Raw genomic sequence first — 25,046 nt, 5'->3', positions numbered from 1 at the left:
ACATGAGACTGAAAATCAGCCACCTCACCGAATACCGCTACGACGAACCGGCGCAGTTCTCGCTGCAGCGCCTCAGGCTGACGCCGCCGACAACAGCCGCCCAGAAGGTGCTCGGCTGGTCGCTGAACGTCGAGGGCGCCAAGCCCGAGGTGGAATATGACGACCAGTACGGCAATCACGTCAACCTGGTCTCGCTGGAAGGCGCACAGCACCTGACGCGCATCTTCGCCGAAGGCGAGGTCGAAACGACTGATAATAACGGCGTCACCGGCCCGCATACCGGCTTCTGCCCGCTTTGGCTCTTCCTGCGCGAAACGCCGCTCACCAAGGGCGGCAAGCTGGTCAAGGAGCTGATCAAGGGGGTCGCTGGCGATAACGAACTTGCCCGCATGCATGCGCTGATGGCAGCAATCCATGAGACGGTCGACTATAAGCCCGGCACCAGCAACACCGCGACGACGGCCGAACAGGCGCTGGAAAGGAAGAGCGGCGTCTGCCAGGACCATGCCCACATCTTCATTGCCGCCGCCCGCGCCCTGCAGGTACCGGCCCGTTATGTCTCGGGCTATCTGATGATGGAGGAAAAGGTCGAGCAGGCGGCGACCCATGCCTGGGCCGAAGCCCATATTCCCGGCCTCGGTTGGGTCGGTTTCGATCCCGCCAACGAGATCTGCCCGGATACGCGTTATGTCCGCGTTGCCTCCGGCCTCTGCTACCGCGACGCCGCCCCGATTTCGGGCATGCGTATCGGCACGCCGGGTGAAACGCTGTCGGTGACCGTGAAGGTCGAGGATGGCGGCCAGATGCAAAGCCAGAGCCAGAGCTAAGCGGCATCGGCCGCTCGGAAGAGCGAGATCCAAATCTCGGCTCCCTTGCATGCGCGCACCGGATTTCGACGGTCTTCCAGGGCTGATATCTATGTGCTCAACTGCTGGCGACATCCGGCCTTTCCCCCTCGAAGGGCCATGGCTGGGCCTATCCATCGCGCGGCGGCGATCTCCTGCAGATGGATTGGTCTCGGCCGCGCCGTTTCACCAGCACGTCACGCCGCCAGACGATGCGGAATTCGGACAGCCTATCGAGGCCCGATATCCGCCGCCAACACCTGTCGGGTATCACGCATGGACATGGCTCAACGAGAAGCATCCCGGCTCGCATCAGGCGAACGCAGCCAACGTTGATCCGTCGCAATGACCGGGCCGCATGGCCGTGGTTGGATTTCAGAAACAAGCAGAGCGGAATACACCGTCGTCGTGGCATATTGGGCAGAAGCTCCCGCGAAGACGGCCTGGCTGACAATGTCTGGATCTTCGGATGATGACTTCATTGGTGATGACGGACGCATTCCAACGTCTCAGCCTGGCGCTTGCGATCGGCATCCTCGTCGGGATCGAGCGCGGATGGCGCGAACGCGAGGCTGCGCCGGGCAAGAGAGTGGCGGGCATCCGCACCTATGGCCTGTCGAGCTTCCTCGGCGGCTTTTGCGGTTTTCTGCAGCCGATCACAGGACCGATCCTGCCGACGGCCATCTTCGTGTTCTTCTGTATCACAGTGCTCGTCTTCAGCGGCATGCAGGCAGCACGGGAGAAAGATTACAGCGCGACCGGCACCATCGCCACGATAACGGTCTTTGCGCTGGGCTTCGGTGCCGTCGTTGCGGATATGACGGCGACTGCGGCGAGTGCCGTCGCGATCACCGCGCTTCTGGCGGCGCGGGAGCCGCTGCATGGATTTCTCCGGAAACTGACCTGGCTCGAATTACGGGCCGCGCTGATTCTGCTGACGATGACGGTCGTCATTCTTCCGATTCTACCCGACGAGGCGGTCGATCCCTGGCAGACGATCAACCCTTTCGAGCTTTGGATGATGACCATCCTGATCGGTGCGGTTTCATTCGCCGGTTACGTCATGATCAGGCTCAGCGACGCCAAGGCCGGGATATTGCTGACCGGGGCCTGCGGCGGCATCGTCTCGTCGACGGCGCTGACGCTTTCCTTCGCCCGCCAGTCGACGCAGACGCCCGCCCTCTCGCCGCTGCTTTCGGCCGGAGCGATGCTGGCGGGAGCCGTATCCCTCAGCCGGGTGCTGTTGATCTGCGGCGTCATCGCGCCTGATATACTGAAGGAGCTTGCGGCATCGCTCGGCCCGGCTGCCGCGATCCTTGCCGTGGGCGGTTGCCTCGCCGGATTGTCGCGGCGCTCCGATGGCGGTTCCGATTTTTCGCCGCGAAATCCGCTGGAAGTGATGGTCGTCATCCGCTTCGCGCTTCTGCTTGCCGTCGTGACCATCGTGACGCGGGCAACTTTGGCAGTCTTTGGAACCCAGTCGCTCGTCGCGGTCGCTTTCATCACGGGGCTCGGCGATCTCGATGCCATTACCCTCTCCATCGCCAAGCTGTCGTCGCAGACCGTACCTGCGGACGCGGCCGCACATGCGATAGCGGTCGCCGCCTTTGCCAATCTTCTGGCGAAAACCGGTCTTGCGGCAACGACAGGAAGCACTGGTTATGTGGTTCGACTGGCGATCACGACCGGCATAGCGACACTTGCAGGCGCCGCCGGCTTATTTCTGGCGTGAACAGCCGTCGCGGGCGCGATATCCCTCAGCCCCGGCGCTTTTGCAAATCATGGACGAAAGCGTCGACGATATCGGCAGTGGAGCGGCATTTTTTTCGGCGGTGAATTGTCGCCGGTGTTGATGATCACACTGAGGCGCCGCCGTCGATGACGATATCCTGACCGACGATATAGGAGGCGGCTGTGGATGCGAGCCAAAGCGCTGCAGCGGCAACCTCGTCGGTCGTTGCCACCCGTTTGGAAGGATTGGTGGCGGCGACGCGAGCGTCACGCGCCGCTCGATCCTCACCGGGACGGATGGAAAGGGGTGTATCCACCGGCCCCGGGCAAAGACAGTTGATGCGGACGCCATGCGGAATGGCTTCCAGCGCCGCCGTGCGCGTCAAGCTGCTGACGGCAGCCTTTGAGGCGGCATAGGCGCCCATGGTGGGGCGCACGATCCGCGCGCCGATATTCGAGCCGATGTTGATGATCGCGCCGCCGCCCGTCGCCTTCATGACCCGGATTTCGTGCTTCATCGACAGCCAAAGCCCGGTCACGTTGACATCAAAGACATGGGCGAAGGCTTCAGCCGCCATTTCGTCGACCGCGCCGCTGAGCACGATACCGGCGGCGTTCACAGCAACATGCAACGGTCCTACCTGGTCGACCAAGGCGCCGACCGACCGCTCATAGGTCACATCGGCTGAAACGGCGAACGCTTCACCACTCCCCTCGCGGATGAGGCGCGCGGTCTCTTCCAGTTCCTCCTGCCGTCGCCCGGCCAACACCACCCTGGCCCCGGAATTGGCGAAGGCAATCGCGATGCTGCGCCCGATGCCGCTGCCGGCGCCGGTGATAAGGGCTGTCTTGCCGGAAAACTCTAAGCTGGCCATGGCTCACCTATTTATGTGTCAATCAGCACAGAAATATGCTATTGCACCGACCCTGTCTAGAGATTTATATGTCGCTCGACACAGAATGAGGCACCCATGGCTGAACGAGGGCGACCAAGGAATTTCGACCGCGCGCAGGCACTGGACCGGGCGCTGATGGCGTTCTGGCAGAACGGCTTTGCGGCGACATCGATGAACGATCTTGTCGAGGCAATGGGGATCAACTCGCCGAGCATCTACGCAGCATTCGGATCGAAGGAAGCGCTGTTCGCCGAGGCCGTGCAGCATTATCACACAGCTTATGCGGACGACCTGCCGGCAGCACTGAAAAGCGCGCCCGACGCCGCCGGCGGCATCGAAGCCATGTTGGAGGCGGCGGTGGAACTGTTCACCCGCGCGAATAGGCCGCATGGCTGCTTTGTCGTGAACTCCGTGGCGAGCAATGCGCCGAACGGGATCGAAATAGAGCAGACCCTGAAAGAGCTGCGGCAGGGACGGTCGAAGCAGATTGCCGAGCGCCTGACCGAAGATGTGCGCGGCGGCAGACTTCGGGATGATACACCCGTTCAGGAACTGTCGGACCTTTACGCTGCCATCCTTCAAGGCCTCGCTCAAGGCGCGCGCGATGGTCTTGCCAAGGAGCGCCTGCTGACAATCCCCCGCCATTCGAGGGCTCTCATTTCTCCGTGGATGGCAGACAAGAACTCTCGCTAGCGGGAGCGGGCGCCCTGTCTCACGGCAGGCTTCGCCACTCCCCTGGCGGCACGCCGGTGGTCGCTTTAAAAGCTTTGGAAAAATGGCTTTGTGACCCGAAGCCGCAGGCGGAGGCAACGGTTGCAAGGCTGTTTTCGCGGTTGCGAAGGAGCCTTTCTGCTTGCTCGATCCGCCGCGCCGCCACGTAGCGATGCGGAGGCATGCCGAAGCTGACGCGAAACATCTTGGCAAAATGAAAGGTGCTCAAGCCGGCTTCCCGTGCCAGCCGATCAAGCGTCAGCGCCTGCTCGAGGTTGGCGTCGATGTAATCAGCAGTACGGCGACGCACCGAGGGTGAAAGCCCTCCGCGCACGGCCTCCTGCCGCGCCTGCCGATTGTGCGATTTCAAGATCCGATGAATGAGAAGCCTACAAACCGCATCGAGAGCGACACGGTCGCTCTTTTCCTGCCAGTTCAAAGGCAAAACCCCTCCCCGGACAATCATCGCCATCGCCGGATCATCACAAAACGTCAGATCCATCAGATCGATATGCCTCGGGTCGATGTCGAACGACGTCAGCGCTTCATAAGCGAGGAGCTCGGGATCGACGTAAAGATGAAACATCCTCAGTGGCCCGCCAATATGCCATTGGCTTTTGTGTTCGGCCGGCAAGAGGCAAAGCTTGCCCGGTGCTCCGCCCGATAGCCGCTTATCCTCGCGAATGACCCTTTCGCCGCCGTCAAGATAGATGCTCAGCGTGTGATGATCGGGGCGCTCGTAGAACGCTTCTCCTGCGCGGTTGGTCCACTCCGCAAGCGACAGTCCCCGGTCGACCGAGCCGGAGCGCTGCAGGCATGCGCCGGATCTTGAGAGCGCTTCTTTAACTGTCAGACGGTGTTGCTGTTCCATGATCCATCGGGGCCTCGTCTCACGAGTTTGAATGGGACGGCGCAGCCGATCAATAGGGCCAAAGGCAAAAAACCCAAGAATATACAATGCCTCCACGGTCTGCGGCATAGACCTGGCTGTTCGGCTCGATATCGATCCTCCCATTGTCGTTGACGGAGTGAAAGACCATGACCGGCCTCTGCTATGCTTTAACCGTGCTGATCTGGGGCACCACCTGGATCGCCATCAAGAACCAGCTTGGCGTCGTTCCGATTGAAGCGTCGATCGCCTACCGCTTCGCCCTCGCCGGCGTGATATTATTTGTAGGCCTGACGGTTGCGAAGAGGCTTCAGCCCATTCCCTTGCGTCATCATCCCTATGTGGTCCTGCAGTCGATCTGTCTCTTTTCCTGTAATTTTCTTTGTTTCTATATCGCCGAAACCTTGGTGCCGAGCGGCATTGTTTCGGTGATCTTTTCAGCTGCGACAATCTTCAATCTTGCCAATGGCATGGTCGCATTTGGCCAGAGGCCGTCGGCGCGCATTCTCCTGGGCGCGGCCTTCGGCGTTGCCGGCATTGTCTGCCTTTTCTGGAATGAAGCTGCCGCCGCCGCATTCGACCGCAACGTGGTGATCGGCGTGATGCTCGCCCTCCTCGGGACATGGTTCTTTTCGGTCGGCAACCTGGTGTCCGTACGCAACAGGAAGCACGGATTGTCGGTGACTTCGGTAAACGCATATGGAATGCTCTACGGTGCGGGCATCGTCTCGGCATTCGCCGCCATTCGGGGTGTTGAATTTACCTTCGATCCTTCAGCGTCCTATGTCGGCTCTCTCCTTTATCTCGCAATTTTCGGCTCCGTAATCGGGTTTACCACCTATCTCACCGTCGTTAATCGGCTGGGAGCAGCCAAAGCCGCTTATATGACCGTCCTCTTTCCCATCGTTGCCCTGACGATTTCGATGTTTTTCGAAGGTTATCAGCTCGGTCCATTGGCGGCTCTCGGGCTCTGCGCCGTACTGGTTGGAAACGTGCTGGTTTTTTCACCAGTGCCTCGACTGGCCGTTTTTACCCGGCGCTTTCGTCTCTGATGTCAGAGCGAATTTCCTTTGACCCCCTCCCCGAAGCGTCTCGGCTGGCCGTTTCGTCGCGCGTCGGGTGCGGTTCACGTCGCAGGCAAAATGGTCGGTTCGGTTGGAAGCGCTGGAGGCCGGCGCCACGGATTTTTTGGCCAAGCCCTTCGACCCGCTGGACGGAAACCGGCTATCCCAAAGGCCTGTCCAGCGACGCAATCCACATCGACGCACGATCGTCGCGGTTGCCGACGTCTTCGAAGCGCTCTGCTCCGATCGGCCATGTAACAGGCCTGGCCGGTCGAGCAGGCTTACGCAAAAATAATTGCCTGCAGCGGATCGCACTTCGATCCGCCTGCATTGCCACTTTCCGGCGCACGGCAGTCTCGAGCGCCTGAGCGCGCCATTCCGCGCGAACGGCGGACAGAAAAGGCGGGGTTTTGCCCCGCCTCATCAACGATCAATTTCGGATGCACCCGGTTAGTGGCTGTCCTTGCCAACCGCGTTTCCGCGACATCCCTTGAGGAAGTCGAGGTCGGCGCCGGTATCGGCCCCTTCGACATGCTGCTGATGCAGGAAGGCATAACCTGATGTCGGCAGGTCGTGGTTCGGCTGCCATTCGGCCAGCCGGCGCGCCAGTTCCTCGTCGGAAATGTCGAGATGCAGACGACGGTTCGGCACATCGAGCTCGATCATGTCGCCATTCTTCACGACCGCAAGCGGCCCGCCGACCGCCGCTTCCGGCGAGGTGTGCAGCACGACGGTGCCGTAGGCGGTTCCGGACATGCGGGCGTCGGAAATGCGCACCATGTCGAGGATGCCCTTCTTCAGCACCTTCGGCGGCAGTCCCATGTTGCCGACTTCGGCCATCCCTGGATAACCCTTCGGCCCACAGTTCTTCATGACCATGATGCAGTTTTCGTCGATGTCGAGATTGTCGTCGTTGATCTTGGCCTTGTAATCGTCGATGTCCTCGAACACGACTGCCCTGCCCTTGTGCACCAGGAGATGCGGCGAGGCCGCCGATGGCTTCAGCACCGCGCCCTTCGGCGCCAGATTGCCGCGCAGCACAACGATGCCGCCCGAAGAGGTCAGCGCCTTTTCAGCGGGCAGGATGACATCCTCGTTCCAGTTGACGACGTCCTTGACCTCGTCCCAGACAGTTTCGCCGGAGACCGTCAGCGCATCCTTGTGCAGCAGGCCCGCTTCGCCGAGGCGCTTCAGCACCACCGGTAGACCGCCGGCATAGAAGAACTCTTCCATCAGGTACTTGCCCGACGGCATCAGGTTGACGATTGTGGGAACGTCGCGGCCGCAGCGGTCCCAGTCGTCGAGCGACAGATCGATGCCGACGCGGCCGGCAATCGCAAGCAGGTGGATGACGGCATTCGTCGATCCGCCGATCGCCGCATTGGTGCGGATGGCGTTTTCGAAAGCCTGTTTCGTCATGATCTCGGAGGGCTTCAGATCGTCCTTGACCATCTGCACGATGCGGCGGCCGGTCAGTTGCGCCATCACCTTACGGCGGGAATCGACGCCAGGGATCGCGGCATTGCCTGAGAGCGCCATGCCGAGCGCTTCGGCCATCGAGGCCATAGTCGAGGCGGTGCCCATCGTGTTGCAGGTGCCCGACGAACGGCTCATCGAGGCTTCCGCCTCGAGGAACTCGGCCTGCGTCATCTCGCCGGCCTTCACCATTTCGGAGAACTTCCACAGATGCGTACCGGAGCCGACGCGTTCGCCGCGGAAATAGCCGTTCAGCATCGGCCCGCCGGTGACGACAATCGACGGCAGGTCGCAGGAGGCGGCCCCCATCAGAAGCGACGGCGTGGTCTTGTCGCAGCCGACCAGCAAGACACAGCCATCCATCGGCTGGCCGCGGATCGCCTCTTCCACCGCCAGTGCGGCAAGGTTGCGGTACATCATCGCGGTGGGGCGGAAGGTGTTTTCGGATGCGGAAAATACCGGCACCTCGAGCGGGAAGCCGCCGGCCTCCCAGACGCCCGCCTTCACCTTCTCGGCGAGCTCTCTCAGATGACCGTTGCACGGGGTCATATCCGACCAGGTGTTGAGGATGCCGATTACCGGCCTTCCATCGAACAGGTCGTGGGGATATCCCTGGTTCTTAAGCCAGCCGCGGTGATAGATCACGTCGCGGCTCGTGCCGCCGTACCATTCCTGCGACCTCAGCCTGCGCGGCCATTCTGCTTTTTTCTTCATAGTCTCTGTCCTTCAGGATACCCCCTGATCGCCTCGTACGATCAGGGTTATCGCACTTCGTCTCAAGCCAGCGTGTAGGCGGTCTTGACGGTTGTGTAGAATTCGGCGGCGTACTTGCCCTGCTCGCGCGGGCCGTAGGACGAGCCCTTGCGGCCGCCGAAGGGGACGTGGAAATCGACGCCGGCGGTCGGCAGGTTGACCATGACCATGCCGGCTTCCGAATTGCGCTTGAAGTGCGTCGCATGTTTCAGGCTGGTCGTCGCGATGCCGGCCGAAAGCCCGAACGGCGTGTCGTTGGCGATGGCGAGCGCCTCGTCATAATCCTTCGCCCGGATCACCGAGACCACAGGTCCGAAGATCTCTTCGCGCGAAATACGCATCTGGTTGGTCGCTTCGGTAAACAGCGTCGGCTGCAGGTAGAAGCCGGGCGTGTCGCGGGAAATCACCTCGCCGCCGAAGGCGAGCTTGGCGCCTTCCGACTTGCCGATCTCGATATAGTCGGTATCGGTCTTCAGCTGCCGCTCGTCGACGACGGGGCCGATATGCGTGCCGGCTTTCAGCGCATTGTCGACGACGAGCGTCTTCAGCTTGTCGGTCAGCGCCGCGACGAACTTGTCGTGAATGCCTTCGGTGACGATCAGGCGCGACGATGCGGTGCAGCGTTGGCCGGTGGAGAAGAAGCCGGAATTGGCGGCGGCCTCGACGGCGACCGACAGATCGGCGTCGTCGAGCACGACCATCGGGTTTTTGCCGCCCATCTCCAGCTGGAACTTGCGGTTATGCTCGATCGAGGCGGCGGCGACGCGCCGGCCGGTGCCGGTGGAGCCGGTAAAGGTGATGCCGTGAACGTCGGGGCTTTCGAGCATCGCCTGTCCGACGACCGAGCCCTTGCCCATGACGAGGTTCAACACGCCCTTCGGCAGGCCGGCGCGGTTGAGGATGTCGACGATCGCCCAGGAACAGGCGGGCACCAGTTCGGCCGGCTTGAAGACGACGGTGTTGCCGTAGCAAAGCGCCGGCGCGATCTTCCAGGCCGGGATGGCGATCGGGAAGTTCCACGGCGTGATGATACCGATGACGCCGAGGCCCTCGCGGGTGATTTCGACGCCGATGTTCGGGCGTACCGACGGGATGACTTCGCCGGCCAGCCGCAGGGCCTCGCCTGCGAAAAATTCGAAGATCTGCGAAGCGCGGATGACCTCGCCGGTGGCCTCAGGCAGGGTCTTGCCTTCTTCGCGGGCAAGCAGCGCGCCGAGCTCGTCCTTGCGCGCCATGATCTCGTCGCCGGCCTTCTTCAGGATGACGTGGCGTTCCCAGATGCCGGAGCGCGACCAGGCCGGGAAAGCGGCCCTGGCGGCGGCGATGGCGTTCTTGGTGTCTTCGGCGCTGCCGTCGGCATAGAGGCCGACGACTTCGTTGGTATCGGACGGATTGATGTTCTTCGTCGCGTTGGTGCCGACCCATTCGCCGGCGATCAGGTTTTGATAAATGGTCATGGGCTGAATGAGCCTCCTTTACCGTTTATGAGAAATTAGAGCTGCCTGACGGCAATCTCTTCTTCGGCGGCCACCTTCAGCGGATTGCGCAGCGGCAGGCCGAATTCGGCGACTTCGATTTCGAAGACATCACCCTCTTCCGCCTTGATGCCGTCGGCGAAGGAGAGCGTCGCCGTGCCGAACATATGGACATGGACATCGCCCGGAACACGGAAGATGCCGTATTTGAAATGGTGATATTCGAGATTGGCGAAGGTGTGCGACATGTTCGCTTCGCCGGACAGGAAGGGCTTTTCGAAGATCACCTTGTCGCCGCGCTTGATGCGCGAGGTGCCGCGGATGTCGTCCGGGGCGGCGCCGATGCGGATTTCCGGACCATAGGCGGCGGGGCGCAGTTTCGAGTGGGCCAGATAGAGATAGTTGATCCGCTCGGTGACGTGGTCCGAAAACTCGTTCGACAAAGCGAAGCCGATGCGGAACGGCGAGCCATCGCTGGCGATCACGTAAATGCCAGCCATTTCAGGCTCTTCGCCACCATCGAGCGCGAAAGAGGGCGAGACGAGCGGCGCGCCCGGGGCGGCAGCGCCGTAGCCGTTGCCCTTGTAGAACCATTCGGGCTGCACACCCTTTTCGCCAGCCTTCGGCTTGCCGTTCTCGAGACCCATCTTGAACATCTTCATCGAGTCGGTCAGCGTTTCCTCGGCCGCCTCGCTGGTCTTCTTGTGCATGGAATCACGGGTGGCGGCGGAGCCGAGATGCGTGAGACCAGTGCCGGTCAGATGCAGGTGGGCAGCGTCCGGATGGGTGATCGGCGGCAGGAAGCGGCCTTCCGCATAGACCTTCTCAAGATCGACGGCATCACCGTAACCATGCGCCTCGATGACTGAAGCAAGCGACTTGCCGCCGTCGGCGGCTTCCATCGCCAGCGCATAGACGCTGCCGGCATTCTTCACCGATCTTGCAGCGCCGCCCTGCTTGCGCACGGCGACGACGATCTCTCCGTTGGCACCCTTGATCTGGGAAATAAGCACGACTTCGATCCTTCTCGTTCCGGCGAAGACCAGGAAAAGCTCCGCCTGTCCGGCTCCATCAGGAGCCGGAATTGATCACTCATATGACTGCGAATGCGGGGCTGCGCTTGAGCGCTCAGCCCTTGTTCTTGTTGTAGACGTCGAAGAACACGGCGGCGAGAAGCACCGCGCCCTTGACCATCTGCTGCGAGTCGGTGCCGAGGCCGTGGATCGACATGCCGTTGTTCATGATGCCCATGATCAAGGCGCCGATGACCGCACCGGTCACCTTGCCGACGCCGCCCTGGGCCGACGCGCCGCCGATGAAGCAGGCGGCAATGACGTCGAGTTCGAGGCCGAAGCCGCCCTTGGCCGTCGCCGAATTGAGGCGCAGCGCCACGATCAGGCCGGCGAGACCAGCCAGCAGGCCCATATTGGCGAAGGTCAGGAAGGTCAGCCGCTCGGTGTTGATACCGGAAAGCTTGGTCGCCTTCTCATTGCCGCCCATGGCGTAGATGCGGCGGCCGATCGTGGTGCGACGGGTAATAAAGGCGTAGGCCGCGACCAGGGCCAGCATGACGACCAGCACGTTCGGGAAGCCGCGATAGATCGACAAGCTGGTAGCCGAGCGCCAGAATGGCGATGGTGACGAGGGCGTTCTGGGCGAGGAAGAAGCCCAAGGGCTCGACATCATTGCCATGCTTCTCGTTCGACAGCCGCTTGCGCCATGCGAGATAGAAGAGCGCGACGGCGCCGATCACGGTCAGAATGATCGAGGTCGAGTTGATGCCGCCCATATCGAACAGGTTCGGCAGGAAGCCGATGCTGATCAGCTGGAACTCCGGCGGGAAAGGACCGATGCTGGTGCCGGTCCCCGATGCGGTCATCACGAACAGCGTCAGCCCGCGGAAGACCAGCATGCCGGCGAGCGTGACGATGAAGGACGGGATCTTGTGATAGGCGACGAAATAACCCTGGACGCCGCCGACGAGCGCACCCATGGCAAGGCATACGACACCCGCCAGGACATAGTTGGTGTGCCATTGCACGGTCATCACCCCGGCGATGGCGCCGATGAAACCGACGACGGAACCGACCGAAAGATCGATATGGCCGGCGACGATGACCAGCAGCATGCCGAGCGCCATGATGACGATGAACGAGTTCTGCAGGATGATGTTGGTCAGGTTGAGCGGCCTGAAGAGAACGCCGCCGGTCGAAATCTGAAAGAACACCATGATCGCGATCAGCGCGATGAACATGCCGTATTCCCGGATGTTGCCGCGAACGTAGTCTCCGATCGAGACGACGCGCCCTTGCTCAGCGATGGGTTGGTTGATCGGCGTCATTGTTTCTTCTCTCCTGAGCGCATGATGGCGCGCATGATGGTTTCCTGGCTCGCTTCTCCCTTCGGCAGTTCCGCAACGATACGCCCTTCATTCATGACGTAGATGCGGTCGCAGGTGCCCAGAAGTTCCGGCATTTCCGACGAGATCATCAGAACGGCTTTGCCGTCAGCCGCGAGCTGATTGATGATAGTATAGATTTCGTATTTTGCACCCACATCGATACCGCGCGTCGGCTCGTCGAGGATCAAAACATCGGGATTGGAGAACAGCCACTTCGACAGCACCACCTTCTGCTGGTTGCCGCCGGAAAGATTGACCGTTTCCTGGAAGATGCTGGAAGAGCGGATGCGCAGCTTCGAGCGATAGTCGGTAGCGACTCGGGATTCCTTGACGCTGTCGATGACCGATGCATTCGACACCGCCTTCAGATTGACCAGCGTCGTATTGTGCAGGATCGTGTCGTTGAGCACCAGGCCGAGCTGCTTGCGGTCTTCGGTGACATAAGCGAGACCGGAATCGATCGCCCGGCGCACGGTGCTGACATCGACCGGCTTGCCGTGCATCAGCACTTCGCCGGATACTTTGTGCCCGTAGGATTTGCCGAACAGGCTCATGGCGAATTCGGTGCGCCCCGCCCCCATCAGACCGGCGATACCGACGACCTCGCCCTTGCGGACGGTGACGTTGATATTGTGCAGGACCTGACGGTCGCGGTGATGCTGGTGATAGGCGTTCCAGTTCTTCACTTCGAGAATGGTTTCGCCGATCGGCACCGAACGCGGCGGGTAGCGGTCTTCGAGATCGCGGCCGACCATGTTGCGGATGATGATGTCTTCACTGATCTCGTCCGCGTGACAGTCGAGCGTCTTGACCGTCATGCCGTCGCGCAGCACGGTGATCTGGTCGGCGACCTTACGGATTTCGTTCAGCTTGTGGGAAATGATGATCGAGGTGATGCCCTGCTTGCGGAATTCCATCAGCAGCGTCAGCAGCGCGTCGGAATCGCTTTCGTTGAGCGAGGCGGTGGGCTCGTCGAGGATGAGCAGCTTGACGCTCTTCGACAGCGCCTTGGCGATTTCGACGAGCTGCTGCTTGCCGACGCCGATGTCGGTCACCAGCGTGTTCGGAGATTCCGACAGGCCGACCTTCTTGAGCAGCTGCTTGGTGCGATTGAACGTCTCGTCCCAGCTGATGACGCCGCTCTTGGCATTCTCGTTGCCGAGGAAGATGTTCTCGCCGATCGACAGCAACGGCACCAGCGCCAGTTCCTGGTGAATGATGACGATGCCGATTTCTTCGGAATCCTTCAGGACCTTGAAGTTGCGCGTCTCGCCTTCATAGACGATGTCGCCGTCATAACTTCCGGTGGGGTAGACGCCCGATAGGACTTTCATCAGGGTCGATTTGCCGGCCCCGTTTTCGCCGACCAATGCGTGAATTTCACCCTTGCGAACCTTGAGGTTCACGTTCTCCAGCGCCTTGACGCCCGGGAACGTCTTGGTGATGCTCCGCATTTCGAGGATGGTATTGTCCATAGTCAAAGTTCCAGCGCCGTGAGCCGCCAAGCGGCTTGGCGATCATAAAATCGAAGACCGGAACCCGCAAGCGCGGGTTCCGGCCTCCTGCTTAACGTCTTACTTCAGCTTGTCTTCAGAGTAGTAACCGCTGTCGACGAGGATCTGCTTGTAGTTGGTCTTGTCGACGGCAACCGGCTTCAGCAGGTAGGACGGAACGACCTTGACGCCGTTGTCGTAGGTCTTGGTGTCGTTGACCTCAGGCTCCTTGCCGGACATGACGGCATCGACCATGGCAACGGTGACCTTGGCGAGTTCGCGGGTGTCCTTGAAGATCGTCGAGTGCTGTTCGCCAGCGATGATCGACTTGACCGACGGGATTTCAGCGTCCTGGCCGGTGACGATCGGCAGCGGCTGAGCAGCCGTACCGTAACCAACGCCCTTCAGCGAGGAGATGATACCGATCGACAGACCGTCGTAAGGCGACAGAACGGCGTCGACCTTGGCGTCGGTGTAGTTAGCCGAGAGCAGGTTGTCCATGCGGGCCTGGGCCGTTGCCGGATCCCAACGCAGGGTGCCGACCTTGTCCATGCCGGTCTGGCCGGACTTCACGACGAGCTTGCCGGAGTCGATGTAGGGCTGCAGGACGGACATGGCGCCATCATAGAAGAAGAAGGCGTTGTTGTCGTCCGGCGAACCGCCGAAGAGTTCGATGTTGAACGGGCCCTTGCCATCCTTGAGGCCGAGGCCGTCAACGATGGAGTTTGCCTGCAGAACGCCGACCTGGAAGTTGTCGAAGGTCGCGTAGTAATCGACATTGCCCGAATCGCGGATCAGACGGTCATAAGCGATGACCTTGATGCCGGCGTCATGAGCCTTCTGAAGAACGTCGGAAAGCGTCGTACCGTCGATCGAAGCGATAACCAGAACCTTGGCGCCCTTGGTGACCATGTTTTCGATCTGCGAAAGCTGGTTCGGAATATCGTCGTCGCCATACTGCAGGTCCGTGGCATAACCGGCAGCTTCGAGCTGCTTGACGATGTTGTTGCCGTCGTCGATCCAGCGGGCCGAAGCCTTGGTCGGCATGGCAATGCCGACGGTGCCCTTGTCGGCGGCCATTGCCGGTGCAACGAACGAAGCGACGCCGAAGGCAGCCGCAGCCATCAATGAGATAATGGACTTCATTTCTCTCTCCCTTGTTAATAGAGCAGCGGACGAAAAATCGCCCGCCCCGAAACTGTGGCAGGTTCCGTATTGGATAGTTACTTCAGATGGTGAGAAACGAAGTAGGTCTCCTCCACGATCTCACACGTGTTGAGTGCCAACCAGCACACGGCGGCAAACTGGTATGGATTCCTATAACTGTCAAATAGAATAACTGGTAAAGTGCATAACAATTTTGGTATATCGTTAAAAAGTATTACTTTTGATGGAGCGCAGCGAGGAGGCTGCAACCATGACGATTGTTTCAGAGCCCATTTCGATGGACCATGTCGATATCCACAGCGATAGTTTCGGCAATGACAGCCTTTTACGTGCAGGACTTAAGCTGAATCACCTGCGGATGATCGTCGCAATCGAAGATAGCGGACAGATTTCCGCAGCTGCGGAAGTCCTGAACATTTCACAGCCCGCGGCATCGCGCATGCTGTCCGAAATGGAATCAATTACCAAGACCCAGCTCTATGAACGCGTCGCTCGCGGCGTGGTGCTGACGACCTTCGGCGCAGCACTTGCCAGACGGGCGCGGAAGATCCTCCTGGAGACTGCGCGAGGCGAGCCGCGAGATCGGCGAACTGAAGAGCGGCAAGGGCGGCTCGGTCTTCATCGGCGCGGTGACGGCGCCGGCCATGAGCCTCGTCGTGCCGGCGATCAACAGGGTGCGCAAGGCCTATCCCGGCATCGAGATCAACATCCAGGTGGAGACCAGCAACGTGCTCGCCCGCGAACTGCTCGCCGCCCACCACGACTTCATCATCAGCCGCATTCCCGACGATCTCAACCCGCGCCTGTTCGAGGTGACTGAGATCGGCATCGAGCGCGCCTGCCTGATCGTGCGCAGCCGCCATCCGCTGCTGAAAAAGAAAAAGACCAGCAGCCTTTCCGACATCAGGGATTACGACTGGGTGTTCCAGCCGCCGGGCACGCTGCTGCGCCGGACGATCGAGGATATTTTCCTGTCGCGCGGCGTGGCGCTGCCGGAAAATATCGTCAACACCTCGTCGCTGCTTTTAACCTGCGCCATCGTCTGCGAAACCGATGCGATCGCTCCTGTCGCCACCGACGTCGCCCAGTTCCTCTCCAGCCAAAGCGCCAGGGCTTCCGACGTGCGCACGCTGCCGATCGATTTCGACATCAACGTCAAGCCTTACAGCCTGATCACCGCCAGGGAACGGGCGCTGCCGCCGAGCGCCAGGCTACTCTACGACATCATTCTGGAGGAAAGCCTGAAGCAGTCAGGCTGACGCGGCCCGCAAGCCCGGCGCCATCTTGCCCATCTTAAATGCGCGCCGGAGCAATTCCAGCAAAAGGCGCCAGCGGTTTTTGCGTCCGGGAATTGCGTAAAAAATTAGAGCACGTCGGGTGTTTCGAAGAACCGGAACACTCTTGAGGATTCGGGATGCTGTTCGGACAGTCGGTATTTCAATCAGTGCTCGAACGGCTGAAGGCCGAGGACGAGACGGCTGAAGAGGCCAAAGCGCCCTCCTCCCACCGTGTGGCAGGCCTCGGCACCGGCTTGGCTTTCGATGTCATGGAGGGCGTCTCGGTCGCCTCGCAGCGGATCGGCGAAGCCTATTTCGACAATCTGGATCTCGACGCCGCCGCCAGGTTTACCGAGAAACCGGCGGCTTTGCCGGAACCAGAGCCCGCAATGCCCGACCATCTCACCCGCACGGCGCCGCAAGAGGTTGCCGCCGAACTGGCGATCTCGGCCGCCGACACGCCGCTGACGCTCAGCGAGAAGCGCCGCGCCTTCGCCCGCGCCAATCATCCCGACGGTGTCGCGCTCCCCTTCCGCGAGAATGCGACGAAACGGATGATGCTGGCCAATCTGCTGATCGACGAGGCGCTGCGGCGATTGGGCCGCTGACTGGTTTCAGTCTGCCTGCCCGTCCCTGGTGGGCTTTTCCGCGGATATCTCCGCAAGCTCTTCCTCTCCCTCGTCATTGATGTCAGGCTCGGCCATCGCCTGGGTGACTTCAGGCTGCGGATTGAAGGTCCAGAACAGCATATAGAAGGAATAGGCGCCCGCCGCGGCCGAAAGCACCGCCCAGAAGGGATCGCCGCCGACAATCTCGAACGCCGCCCAGCCGAAGCAGACGGCAACGATGGCGACACGCACCCAAAGGCGCCGGTATGCCGGATGGTTCGGATCAATCAGTTGCATCTGTGCCCCGCGGTCGCATATGTCACCGTGCCCATGGCATGTGTCACACCGGCCATGGCATTTGTCGCGCTTGTCTTTAGTTTGAATCTTGCAAATGTGAAAGAGCGGCGGGCTTGACGCGACGCAGAGAAGATGGAATGAAAATTCCAGATTTTTGGCAATTCGGTTTATTTGTTCCGAATTCAAGGGAGGTTGCTATGACAGTGAGATTTGGTCTTCTCGGCGCCGGCCGCATCGGCAAGGTTCATGCGAAAGCCGTCAGCGGCGACGCCAATGCGACGCTGGTCGCGGTGGCCGACGCCTTTCCGCAGGCGGCCGACGCCATCGCCTCCGCCTATGGCTGCGAAGTGCGCACCATCGAGGCGATCGAGGCGTCCAAGGATATCGACGCCGTCGTCATCTGCACGCCGACCGATACCCATGCCGACCTGATCGAGCGCTTCGCCCGCGCCGGTAAGGCGATCTTCTGCGAAAAGCCTGTTGATCTCGACGTCGCCCGCGTCAAGGCCTGCATCAAGGTGGTGGAAGAGACCGGCGCCAAGCTGATGGTCGGCTTCAACCGTCGCTTCGACCCGCATTTCATGGCGGTGCGCAAGGTGATCGACGACGGCAAGATCGGCGATGTCGAAATGGTGACGATCACCTCGCGCGATCCCGGCGCCCCGCCGGTTGATTACATCAAGCGCTCGGGCGGCATCTTCCGCGACATGACGATCCACGATTTCGACATGGCCCGCTTCCTGCTCGGCGAAGAGCCGGTCTCGGTGCTGGCAACCGCCGCCGTCCTCGTCGACAAGGCGATCGGCGAAGCCGGCGATTATGACAGCGTCTCGGTGATCCTGCAGACCAAATCCGGCAAGCAGGCCGTCATCTCCAACTCCCGCCGCGCCACCTATGGCTACGACCAGCGCATCGAAGTGCACGGCGCCAAGGGCATGGCCGCGGCCGAAAACCAGCGCCCGGTCTCGATCGAAGTGGCAAACGGCGATGGCTACACCCGCCCGCCACTGCATGATTTCTTCATGACCCGCTACACCGAAGCCTACGCCAACGAAATCGCCGCCTTCATCGCCGCGATTGAAAAGGGCACGAAGATTTCGCCTTCCGGCGCCGATGGCCTGGCGGCTCTGGTGCTTGCCGATGCGGCGGTGCAGTCGGTCAAGGAAGGCAAACTCGTCAAGATCGGCTGACAGCTGGCTTTTGAACGGATAGATTTGAGATGGCCGGGTGTTTTGCCCGGCCGTTTTGCGTTTGTGCATAGCCCTATTCCCCACTGTTTTGCTCCGGAAGTTCCTCATCCTCCGTCATGCGCAGCCGAGCACCCACGCCACATCCGCCGGCAGTCGTAGGTGCGTTTGCGCCAAGCGCGCACTCAGCGAAGCGGATGAGGCGTCACCGGGCGGGCGCTATAACAGGCATGGGAAAGGAACCCGCGCCATCCGAAATGTCGAGGGCCTGTTTGGCGGCAGCGTATCTCCAGCCTCTGTCATTCCAGGCCTTGAGCCTGGAATCCATGGCCGCAGCCGATCGAGCCGGCCAAAGGTTCAGAGCGTTTGAAGGACCCCTCCTCACAAGGGGGAGGGACTAAGATGCCGCACCGCTTGCGATGACCTTCACCGAAACAATTTGTAGTGCCGCGACAGCAAGCAAGACTTCGAATTCGGGCGCCGTCGGGCGCGACGGGTTAAGCCCCTCCCCCTTGTGAGGAGGGATTGGGCGGGGTCTTGGGCAGCCACATAGCACCGCGGACGCGACCTCTCCCGCCGTCATTCCTGTGCTCGTCACAGGAATCCAGCCACCGCGCGTCGGCGCGGTGAATGACTCTCATTCGACGAGAAAGTGTCTCCCGCGCCCAAAGACTTGGCGCACTGGATTCCTGTGACGGGCACAGGAATGAGGATGCATGAGGAGATGCGACCTGCTCATTGTCAGTGGTGGATCCGGCTTAACTGACGGTGGGTGGCGCTATAACGGTGCCGAACCAGCTTGTGGCATGGGTGTTTGGGCGCTTTATCTTCCTGGAAATATCTTCGTGAAGCTGCGCACTTACCACTTTAATTGGGATTTTTTCGACAGGAGGGAATCGCGATATGGGAACGACGATTGAGGTCGGGACGATAAAAGATGTCGAGCCATGGGCGCAGCTTCGCGTCGCGCTATGGCCGCATCACTCGCTTGAAGATCATCGAGGTGAGTTGAGCCGGGCGTTTCTTTCAGAAAATGCAGAAGCAGTGGCGTTCATCGCTCGAAATGCTGCGAATGAAGCTGTCGGGTTTGCCGAGGCCACGTTGCGGCATGATTATGTGAATGGATGCAGCAGCTCGCCCGTTCTGTTCCTCGAAGGGATTTATGTCCGGCCCGTTGACAGGCGAAAGGGTATCGCAGGACTGCTTTGCAATGCCGTTGCCGATTGGGGGAAGTCGCTTGGGTGTGTTGAGTTTGGCTCTGACGCGCCGCTTGAGAATTCGGCCAGCCATGCGCTCCATGCCGCTTTGGGATTTGAGGAGACACAACGCGTCGTGTTCTTCCGAAAGCTGCTGTAGGCCGGGGCTGGGGGCTTCAATCCCCGCCCTGCCCTCCCGAGATCACGATATCCTGGTCGATCACCGAGAGTGCCCGGTTAAGATGGCCTTCGAAGACGAGGATCGGTTCGTCTGGCACCACGCGGATTTCCGGCATGCCTTCCATGCGGACGATATGGGACTGGCCGAGGCCTTCTTCGATGCCTTGGCGGAGCAGGTCGTAATAACGGGTGCCCGGGCCAGTGATGGCGATGGGCATGCGTTCGGTGAGGCTGAGCATGCGGGAAAGGCCGTTGCCAAGCGCCAGGCCCGCCTGGCGGAAGGCGATGGTGGAGGTGCGGTGGCCCTGGCGGGCTTTGGCGGCGATTTTGTCGAGTTCCGTGACGGGGACGAATTTGGCCGGGATGGTATCGAGCGGCACTTCGAAGGCGCTGCGCAGGATGGCGTAGAAGCCGGCATAGGCTTCGATGCAGCCGCGGGTGCCGCAGCGGCAGAGACCGCCACCCGCCATGTGCAGCATGTGACCGAAATTCGGGGCCGAGATCTCCTGGCTGGTCTGGCCGCCGCGCCTGACAATGCCGAGGCCGATGCTGTGGCCGAGCGACAGGGCGGCGAGCGAGCGGAAATCGGCGCCCTTGACGACCTCCTCGCGGGCGCCGAGCGCGGCTGCGACCAGCAGCGTCTCGTTGTCGAGGATGACCTTGGCCTGCCAGTCCGGCCGCAGAACCGATTCGAAATCGATCTGATCGCTGCCGAAGATCGGCGACCATAGAAGCACCGGCTCGGTTGAGTTGACCAGGCCCTTGCTGCTGATCGAGATCAGCAGCACTTTCTCCTGGGAAATCCGGGAGCGCTCGAGAATGCGGGCGAGCCCGGCGCGCACTCCTTCAACGAAGCGGGCAGCCCCTGAGGGATCATGCGAGCGCTCCTCGCTGAAGCGGTCGATCAGCTTGCCGGCATAATCCACGAGCGAATATTGCACGGCATCGGACGAGATGATGACGACAATGAGATAGCCGCAATCGCGGCGCTGGCGCAGCAGCACGCGCGGCCGGCCGCGGCCGCTGGCGGCCTGCTGCTCCGATTTTTCGATGATATGGGCGCGTTCCAGATCGGCGGTGATCGCCGAGATGGTGGCCGAGGAAAGGCCGGTGAAATCGGATATTTCGGTATGGGCGAGCGCGCCGTGACGGCGCAGCACGGACAGCACGAGCACGCTGTTTCTCTGCCGGACCAGCTCCGTGCTCGACTTGGTCAGCATGAATGCCGCCCTCTCCCCTATGCCAAAATTCAATAGTTAGAGCATGATGCCGCCCGAAAACCGCTCACACTTTTCGGCATCATGCTTCTCTCCGCCCTCGCTTCCACTGCATCGCCAACCGCCGTTCCGCAAGGGAAAATAAGCTGACTGCCGAGTGTTGACAGCCGAAAAAATCTCTGACATCAAATTTCTCGACTGTCGAGAAAATAATCCGAATTTTCCTCGACAGCTTTTCGCGGTGGCCGGAGGAAGCATGGGCTGGGCCGGTCGCAACTCACTCGGGAGGATAGTATGAAGTCTATTTTGAAATTGATGGCAGGCGCGGCCATTCTCGTTTCCGTGCATACGGCTGCCATGGCTGCCGATCTCGTCGTCGGCGTTTCCTGGTCGAATTTCCAGGAAGAGCGCTGGAAGACCGATGAAGCCGCGATCAAGAAAGCTCTCGAAGCCAAGGGCGCCAAGTATATTTCCGCTGACGCGCAGTCTTCGGCCGCCAAGCAGCTGACCGACGTCGAATCGCTGATCTCGCAGGGCGCCAACGCGCTGATCATTCTCGCCCAGGATTCCGACGCCATCGGCCCGGCAATCGAAAAGGCCGCCGCCGAAGGCATCCCGGTCGTCGGCTACGACCGCCTGATCGAAAACCCGGCTGCCTTCTACATCACCTTCGACAACAAGGAAGTCGGCCGGCTGCAGGCCGAGGGCGTCTTCAAGGCCAAGCCGGAAGGCAATTACGTCTTCATCAAGGGCTCGTCCTCCGACCCGAATGCCGACTTCCTGTTCTCGGGCCAGCAGGAAGTGCTGAAGGCTGCGATCGACGCCGGCAAGATCAAGAATGTCGGCGAGGCCTATACCGACGGCTGGCTGCCGGAGAACGCCCAGCGCAACATGGAGCAGTTCCTGACCGCCAACAACAACAAGGTTGACGCCGTCGTCGCCTCCAATGACGGCACGGCCGGCGGCGCGATCGCAGCGCTCGACGCCCAGGGCCTCGCCGGCTCCGTTCCAGTTTCCGGCCAGGACGGCGACAAGGCGGCGCTGAATCGCATCGCGCTCGGCACCCAGACGGTTTCCGTCTGGAAGGACAGCCGCGAACTCGGCAAGCGCGCTGCCGAAATCGCTCTCGACCTTGCCGGCGGCAAGGACATGAGCAAGGTCGACGGTGCCCAGGCTTTCAAGGGCGGCCCGAAGGGCGTGGAAATGCAGTCGGTTTTCCTGAAGCCGCTGGCAATCACCAAGGAAAACCTGAACGTCGTCATCGACGCCGGCTGGATCTCCAAGGCTGAAGCCTGCCAGGGCGTCAAGGCCGGCACGGTCGCCGCCTGCAAGTAAGCAAGCTTCGAACGTAATTGCCGGCGCCGCAGCGGAAAGACCGTTGCGGCGCCGGATGCGGATGAGACCTCCAAGGATGAGTTTCTCCGCCTCGCCGCACCATCGCGGACCTGCATTCCCTGCCGGAAGGGTGTCGCGACGCCACGCCACGGTTTCCGGAAGCATCGTGATGGTCAGTTGAAGAACAGACGAATGACGCCGCCCACAGTTTCGGGCACGCCGGCGCAGCCGTCCAAACATAATGGGGGAACGGCAAACCCATGGCCGAAATGGTAAAATCAACAGCATCAAGCGGGCCGCGAACGGCGGAAGCCAATCCGGTGACCCGCTTCTTCCGCGCGACCGAGATCGACACACGCCTGCTCGGCATGATCGGCGCGCTCATCATCATCTGGATCGGTTTCCACATCATCACCGGCGGCCTGTTTCTGACCCCGCGCAATCTCTGGAACCTCTCGGTTCAGACGACCGATATCGCGATCATGACGACGGGCATGGTGCTGATCATCGTCACCCGCAACATCGACCTTTCCGTCGGATCCGTGCTCGGCCTCTGCGGCATGATCATGGGCGTGACCCAGGCGAAAATCCTGCCTGAGTATATCGGCTTCGACAGCCCCTTCACCTGGGCGATCACGCTGCTGGTCGGCATTGCGGCGGGCTTCCTGATCGGCGCCTTCCAGGGCATGATCATTGCCTTCCTGAACGTACCCTCCTTCATCGTCACCCTCGGCGGCCTGCTGGTCTGGCGCGGCGCGACCTGGCTCGTCACCAGCGGCCAGACGGTCGCCCCCATGGACCAGACCTTCCGCATCATGGGCGGCGGCGCTGAGGGCTCGATCGGCGCCACCTGGAGCTGGATCGTCGGCATCGCCGCCTGCCTCTTCGTCATCGCCAGCATTATCGGCTCGCGCCGGCAGCGCCGCCGCTTCGGCTTTCCGCGCCGGCCGATCTGGGCGGAATATTTCCTCGCCGTCCTCAGCTGCGTGCTGATCCTCGGCGCCGTCTCGATCGCCAACAGCTATTACTGGCCGATCAACATCGCCAAGAAATATGCCGAGACCAACAACATCCCCTGGCCCGAAACCGGCCTGGACATTCCCTACGGCATCGCCGTGCCGGTGCTGATCGCCATCGTCGTCGGCATCATCATGACCTTCATCGCCACCCGCCTGCGCTTCGGCCGCTACGTCTTCGCAATCGGCGGCAACCCCGAGGCAGCCGAACTCGCCGGCATCAAGACCCGCTGGGTGACGGTGCGCATCTTCGCGCTGATGGGCGTTCTTGCGGCCATTGCGGCGGCGATTTCCACCGCCCGCCTCAACGCCGCGACGAACTCGCAGGGCACGCTCGACGAGCTCTACACCATCGCCGCCGCCGTCATCGGCGGGACGTCGTTGGCGGGCGGCACCGGCACGATTGCCGGCGCCATGCTCGGCGCGCTCGTCATGCAATCGCTGCAATCGGGCATGGTTCTCGCCCATGTCGACACCCCGCTGCAGAGCGTCGTCGTCGGCACTGTCCTCGTCGTGGCGGTCTGGCTCGACACCGTCTATCGCGCCCGTGCCAAGTGAGAGGAGCCCTAGACATGGCTGATCAACGCACTCCCCTTGTGGAACTGAAAAACATCTCGATCTCCTTCGGCGGCATCCACGCCGTGGACAATGCCTCGGTCGATCTCTATCCCGGCGAGGTGGTCGCTCTTCTCGGCCACAACGGCGCCGGCAAATCGACGCTGATCAAGATCCTCTCCGGCGCCTATAAGCGCGACAGCGGCGACATCCTGATCAACGGCGAGCCGGCCGACATCCGCAACCCGCGCGATGCCAAGAAATACGGCATCGAGACGATCTACCAGACGCTTGCCGTTGCCGACAATGTCGACGCCGCCGCCAACCTCTATCTCGGCCGCGAGCTGAAAACCCGCTGGGGCACGCTCGACGACGTGGCGATGGAGGCTTCGGCGCGCGAGGTGATGGGGCGGCTCAACCCCAACTTCAAGCGCTTCAAGGAGCCGGTGAAGGCGCTTTCCGGCGGCCAGCGGCAATCGGTAGCAATCGCCCGCGCCATCCTCTTCAACGCCCGCATCCTGATCATGGACGAGCCGACGGCCGCCCTCGGCCCCCAGGAGACGGCGCAGGTGGGCGAGCTGATCAAGCAGCTGAAGAAGGAAGGCATCGGCATCTTCCTCATCAGCCACGACATCCACGACGTCTTTGACCTCGCCGACCGCGTCTCGGTGATGAAGAACGGCCAGCTCGTGGGCCACGCCCGCACCGAGGATGTGACCAAGGACGAAGTGCTTGGAATGATCATCCTCGGCAAGGTGCCGCCCAAGGCCATCCCCGGCCCCGGCGCCATGCAGATCTGAGCGCCGCTAAAGCGCCCTGCCCCAGACAACCCGCTCCGCCGCCCGCAAGGCCGGCGGAGTTTTTCGTTCGACCCCAAGGCTGACGAACAAAAACACCCCGTAAACCGCAAGCATCGGTATTTCTGAGAAATTCGCGATTGAAGCCGGCCGCAAGCTAGGCTAAGAACCACCCATCGGACAGGCGATTCAAACCGCCTCAGGCATGCACCCGTAGCTCAGCTGGATAGAGTGTTGGATTCCGATTCCAAAGGTCACAGGTTCGAATCCTGTCGGGTGCGTTTCCCCTCAACCAATCGAATAGGTCGTCCACCAGTGGACGGCCTTACAATGTGCGTTCCAACGATTATATTGAGAGAAAATCGGGCAGCGCGGTTAGGTCTGGCGAGCGAAGAACTTCGGTTCAGCAGCCTGCGGGCGTTGAATAATTGAGGGTGCTCTTTGACGCTGGATCTTGTTGTGCTTGCATCCATTGTATAA

Annotated in this window: 19 protein-coding genes, 1 tRNA gene and 3 pseudogenes; 13 read left to right on the top strand and 10 right to left on the bottom strand. The window is 61.2% G+C overall.

The genetic code is table 11. The annotated features are described in order from the left end of the window. Positions 1–2: 2 nt before the first annotated feature. A complete protein-coding gene (locus MF410_RS02365) occupies positions 3–827 on the top strand; it encodes a transglutaminase family protein (RefSeq protein ID WP_097626498.1) in 825 nt (274 codons plus the stop codon). Positions 828–1,314: 487 nt separating this feature from the next. Beyond that, positions 1,315–2,577, top strand: coding sequence for a DUF4010 domain-containing protein (locus MF410_RS02360; protein ID WP_097626496.1), 1,263 nt, complete (start codon positions 1,315–1,317; stop codon positions 2,575–2,577). A 124-nt stretch (positions 2,578–2,701) separates the two neighbouring features. Here MF410_RS02360 and MF410_RS02355 read toward each other — a convergent pair whose 3' ends face one another. Continuing rightward, positions 2,702–3,451, bottom strand: coding sequence for an SDR family oxidoreductase (locus MF410_RS02355; protein ID WP_097626494.1), 750 nt, complete (start codon positions 3,449–3,451; stop codon positions 2,702–2,704). 96 nt (positions 3,452–3,547) lie between these two features. Here MF410_RS02355 and MF410_RS02350 point away from each other — a divergent pair, with 96 nt between their 5' ends. Continuing rightward, on the top strand, positions 3,548–4,165 hold the full coding sequence (locus MF410_RS02350; protein WP_097626492.1) for a TetR/AcrR family transcriptional regulator: 618 nt from the start codon (positions 3,548–3,550) through the stop codon (positions 4,163–4,165). 19 nt (positions 4,166–4,184) lie between these two features. Here the strand turns inward: MF410_RS02350 and MF410_RS02345 are convergent, their stop codons facing one another. After that, entirely contained in the window at positions 4,185–5,054 is an 870-nt protein-coding gene (locus MF410_RS02345; protein ID WP_097626490.1) for an AraC family transcriptional regulator, read from the bottom strand. 167 nt (positions 5,055–5,221) lie between these two features. On the opposite strand from MF410_RS02345, the gene MF410_RS02340 reads away from it, so the two are divergent. Then, positions 5,222–6,124, top strand: coding sequence for a DMT family transporter (locus MF410_RS02340; RefSeq protein WP_097626488.1), 903 nt, complete (start codon positions 5,222–5,224; stop codon positions 6,122–6,124). A gap of 155 nt (positions 6,125–6,279) precedes the next feature. Beyond that, positions 6,280–6,504 (top strand): annotated as a pseudogene (locus MF410_RS02335) (HD domain-containing phosphohydrolase); the annotation flags it as partial. Between the two features lie 82 nt (positions 6,505–6,586). On the opposite strand, the gene araD reads toward MF410_RS02335, so the two are convergent. The 6 genes and pseudogenes from araD to chvE all read right to left on the bottom strand — a co-directional run bounded on the left by araD (position 6,587) and on the right by chvE (position 14,880). Next, positions 6,587–8,326, bottom strand: coding sequence for an L-arabinonate dehydratase (gene araD / locus MF410_RS02330; RefSeq protein WP_097626486.1), 1,740 nt, complete (start codon positions 8,324–8,326; stop codon positions 6,587–6,589). 62 nt (positions 8,327–8,388) lie between these two features. Beyond that, positions 8,389–9,822, bottom strand: coding sequence for an aldehyde dehydrogenase family protein (locus MF410_RS02325; protein ID WP_097626484.1), 1,434 nt, complete (start codon positions 9,820–9,822; stop codon positions 8,389–8,391). A gap of 35 nt (positions 9,823–9,857) precedes the next feature. Then, a complete protein-coding gene (gene araD1, locus MF410_RS02320; RefSeq protein WP_097626482.1) occupies positions 9,858–10,853 on the bottom strand; it encodes an AraD1 family protein in 996 nt (331 codons plus the stop codon). A gap of 115 nt (positions 10,854–10,968) precedes the next feature. Further along, positions 10,969–12,181 (bottom strand): annotated as a pseudogene (mmsB, locus tag MF410_RS02315) (multiple monosaccharide ABC transporter permease). Next, entirely contained in the window at positions 12,178–13,716 is a 1,539-nt protein-coding gene (gene mmsA, locus MF410_RS02310; RefSeq protein WP_064840274.1) for a multiple monosaccharide ABC transporter ATP-binding protein, read from the bottom strand. Before mmsA ends, mmsB begins: the two are co-directional and overlap by 4 nt. Positions 13,717–13,815: 99 nt before the next feature. Next, entirely contained in the window at positions 13,816–14,880 is a 1,065-nt protein-coding gene (chvE, locus tag MF410_RS02305) for a multiple monosaccharide ABC transporter substrate-binding protein (protein ID WP_003565744.1), read from the bottom strand. Positions 14,881–15,151: 271 nt separating this feature from the next. On the opposite strand from chvE, the pseudogene MF410_RS02300 reads away from it, so the two are divergent. Both MF410_RS02300 and MF410_RS02295 read left to right on the top strand, forming a co-directional pair. Next, positions 15,152–16,160 (top strand): annotated as a pseudogene (locus tag MF410_RS02300) (LysR family transcriptional regulator). Between the two features lie 155 nt (positions 16,161–16,315). Further along, entirely contained in the window at positions 16,316–16,786 is a 471-nt protein-coding gene (locus MF410_RS02295) for a hypothetical protein (RefSeq protein WP_097626479.1), read from the top strand. A gap of 6 nt (positions 16,787–16,792) precedes the next feature. Here MF410_RS02295 and MF410_RS02290 read toward each other — a convergent pair whose 3' ends face one another. Next, the gene (locus MF410_RS02290; RefSeq protein ID WP_097626477.1) at positions 16,793–17,083 is read right to left on the bottom strand and encodes a hypothetical protein; all 291 of its coding nucleotides are present in this window, start codon (positions 17,081–17,083) and stop codon (positions 16,793–16,795) included. 197 nt (positions 17,084–17,280) lie between these two features. Between MF410_RS02290 and iolG the strand changes: the two genes are divergently transcribed. Then, complete coding sequence (iolG, locus tag MF410_RS02285) at positions 17,281–18,273, top strand: inositol 2-dehydrogenase (protein ID WP_097626475.1); 993 nt, start codon at positions 17,281–17,283, stop codon at positions 18,271–18,273. Between the two features lie 900 nt (positions 18,274–19,173). Beyond that, the gene (aac(6'), locus tag MF410_RS02280; RefSeq protein WP_097626473.1) at positions 19,174–19,626 is read left to right on the top strand and encodes an aminoglycoside 6'-N-acetyltransferase; all 453 of its coding nucleotides are present in this window, start codon (positions 19,174–19,176) and stop codon (positions 19,624–19,626) included. A 16-nt stretch (positions 19,627–19,642) separates the two neighbouring features. Here aac(6') and MF410_RS02275 read toward each other — a convergent pair whose 3' ends face one another. Further along, positions 19,643–20,866, bottom strand: a complete 1,224-nt coding sequence (locus MF410_RS02275; protein ID WP_097626470.1) for an ROK family protein — start codon at positions 20,864–20,866, stop codon at positions 19,643–19,645. A gap of 291 nt (positions 20,867–21,157) precedes the next feature. Here MF410_RS02275 and xylF point away from each other — a divergent pair, with 291 nt between their 5' ends. The 4 genes from xylF (at position 21,158) to MF410_RS02255 (ending at position 24,847) form a co-directional block, all read left to right on the top strand. Further along, positions 21,158–22,198, top strand: coding sequence for a D-xylose ABC transporter substrate-binding protein (xylF, locus tag MF410_RS02270; protein ID WP_097626468.1), 1,041 nt, complete (start codon positions 21,158–21,160; stop codon positions 22,196–22,198). Positions 22,199–22,458: 260 nt separating this feature from the next. Further along, positions 22,459–23,772 carry a sugar ABC transporter permease gene (locus tag MF410_RS02265; RefSeq protein ID WP_097626466.1) on the top strand — a complete coding sequence of 438 codons (1,314 nt, stop codon included), beginning with the start codon at positions 22,459–22,461 and terminating at the stop codon, positions 23,770–23,772. Between the two features lie 14 nt (positions 23,773–23,786). Then, a complete protein-coding gene (locus MF410_RS02260; protein ID WP_007630865.1) occupies positions 23,787–24,569 on the top strand; it encodes an ATP-binding cassette domain-containing protein in 783 nt (260 codons plus the stop codon). A 204-nt stretch (positions 24,570–24,773) separates the two neighbouring features. Then, a tRNA-Arg gene (locus MF410_RS02255) sits at positions 24,774–24,847 on the top strand. Positions 24,848–25,046: the final 199 nt, after the last annotated feature.

The organism is Rhizobium sp. C104, from assembly GCF_022354505.1.
GTDB classification, from domain to species: domain Bacteria; phylum Pseudomonadota; class Alphaproteobacteria; order Rhizobiales; family Rhizobiaceae; genus Rhizobium; species Rhizobium redzepovicii.
This window is presented reverse-complemented; position numbering and strand designations above follow the sequence as displayed.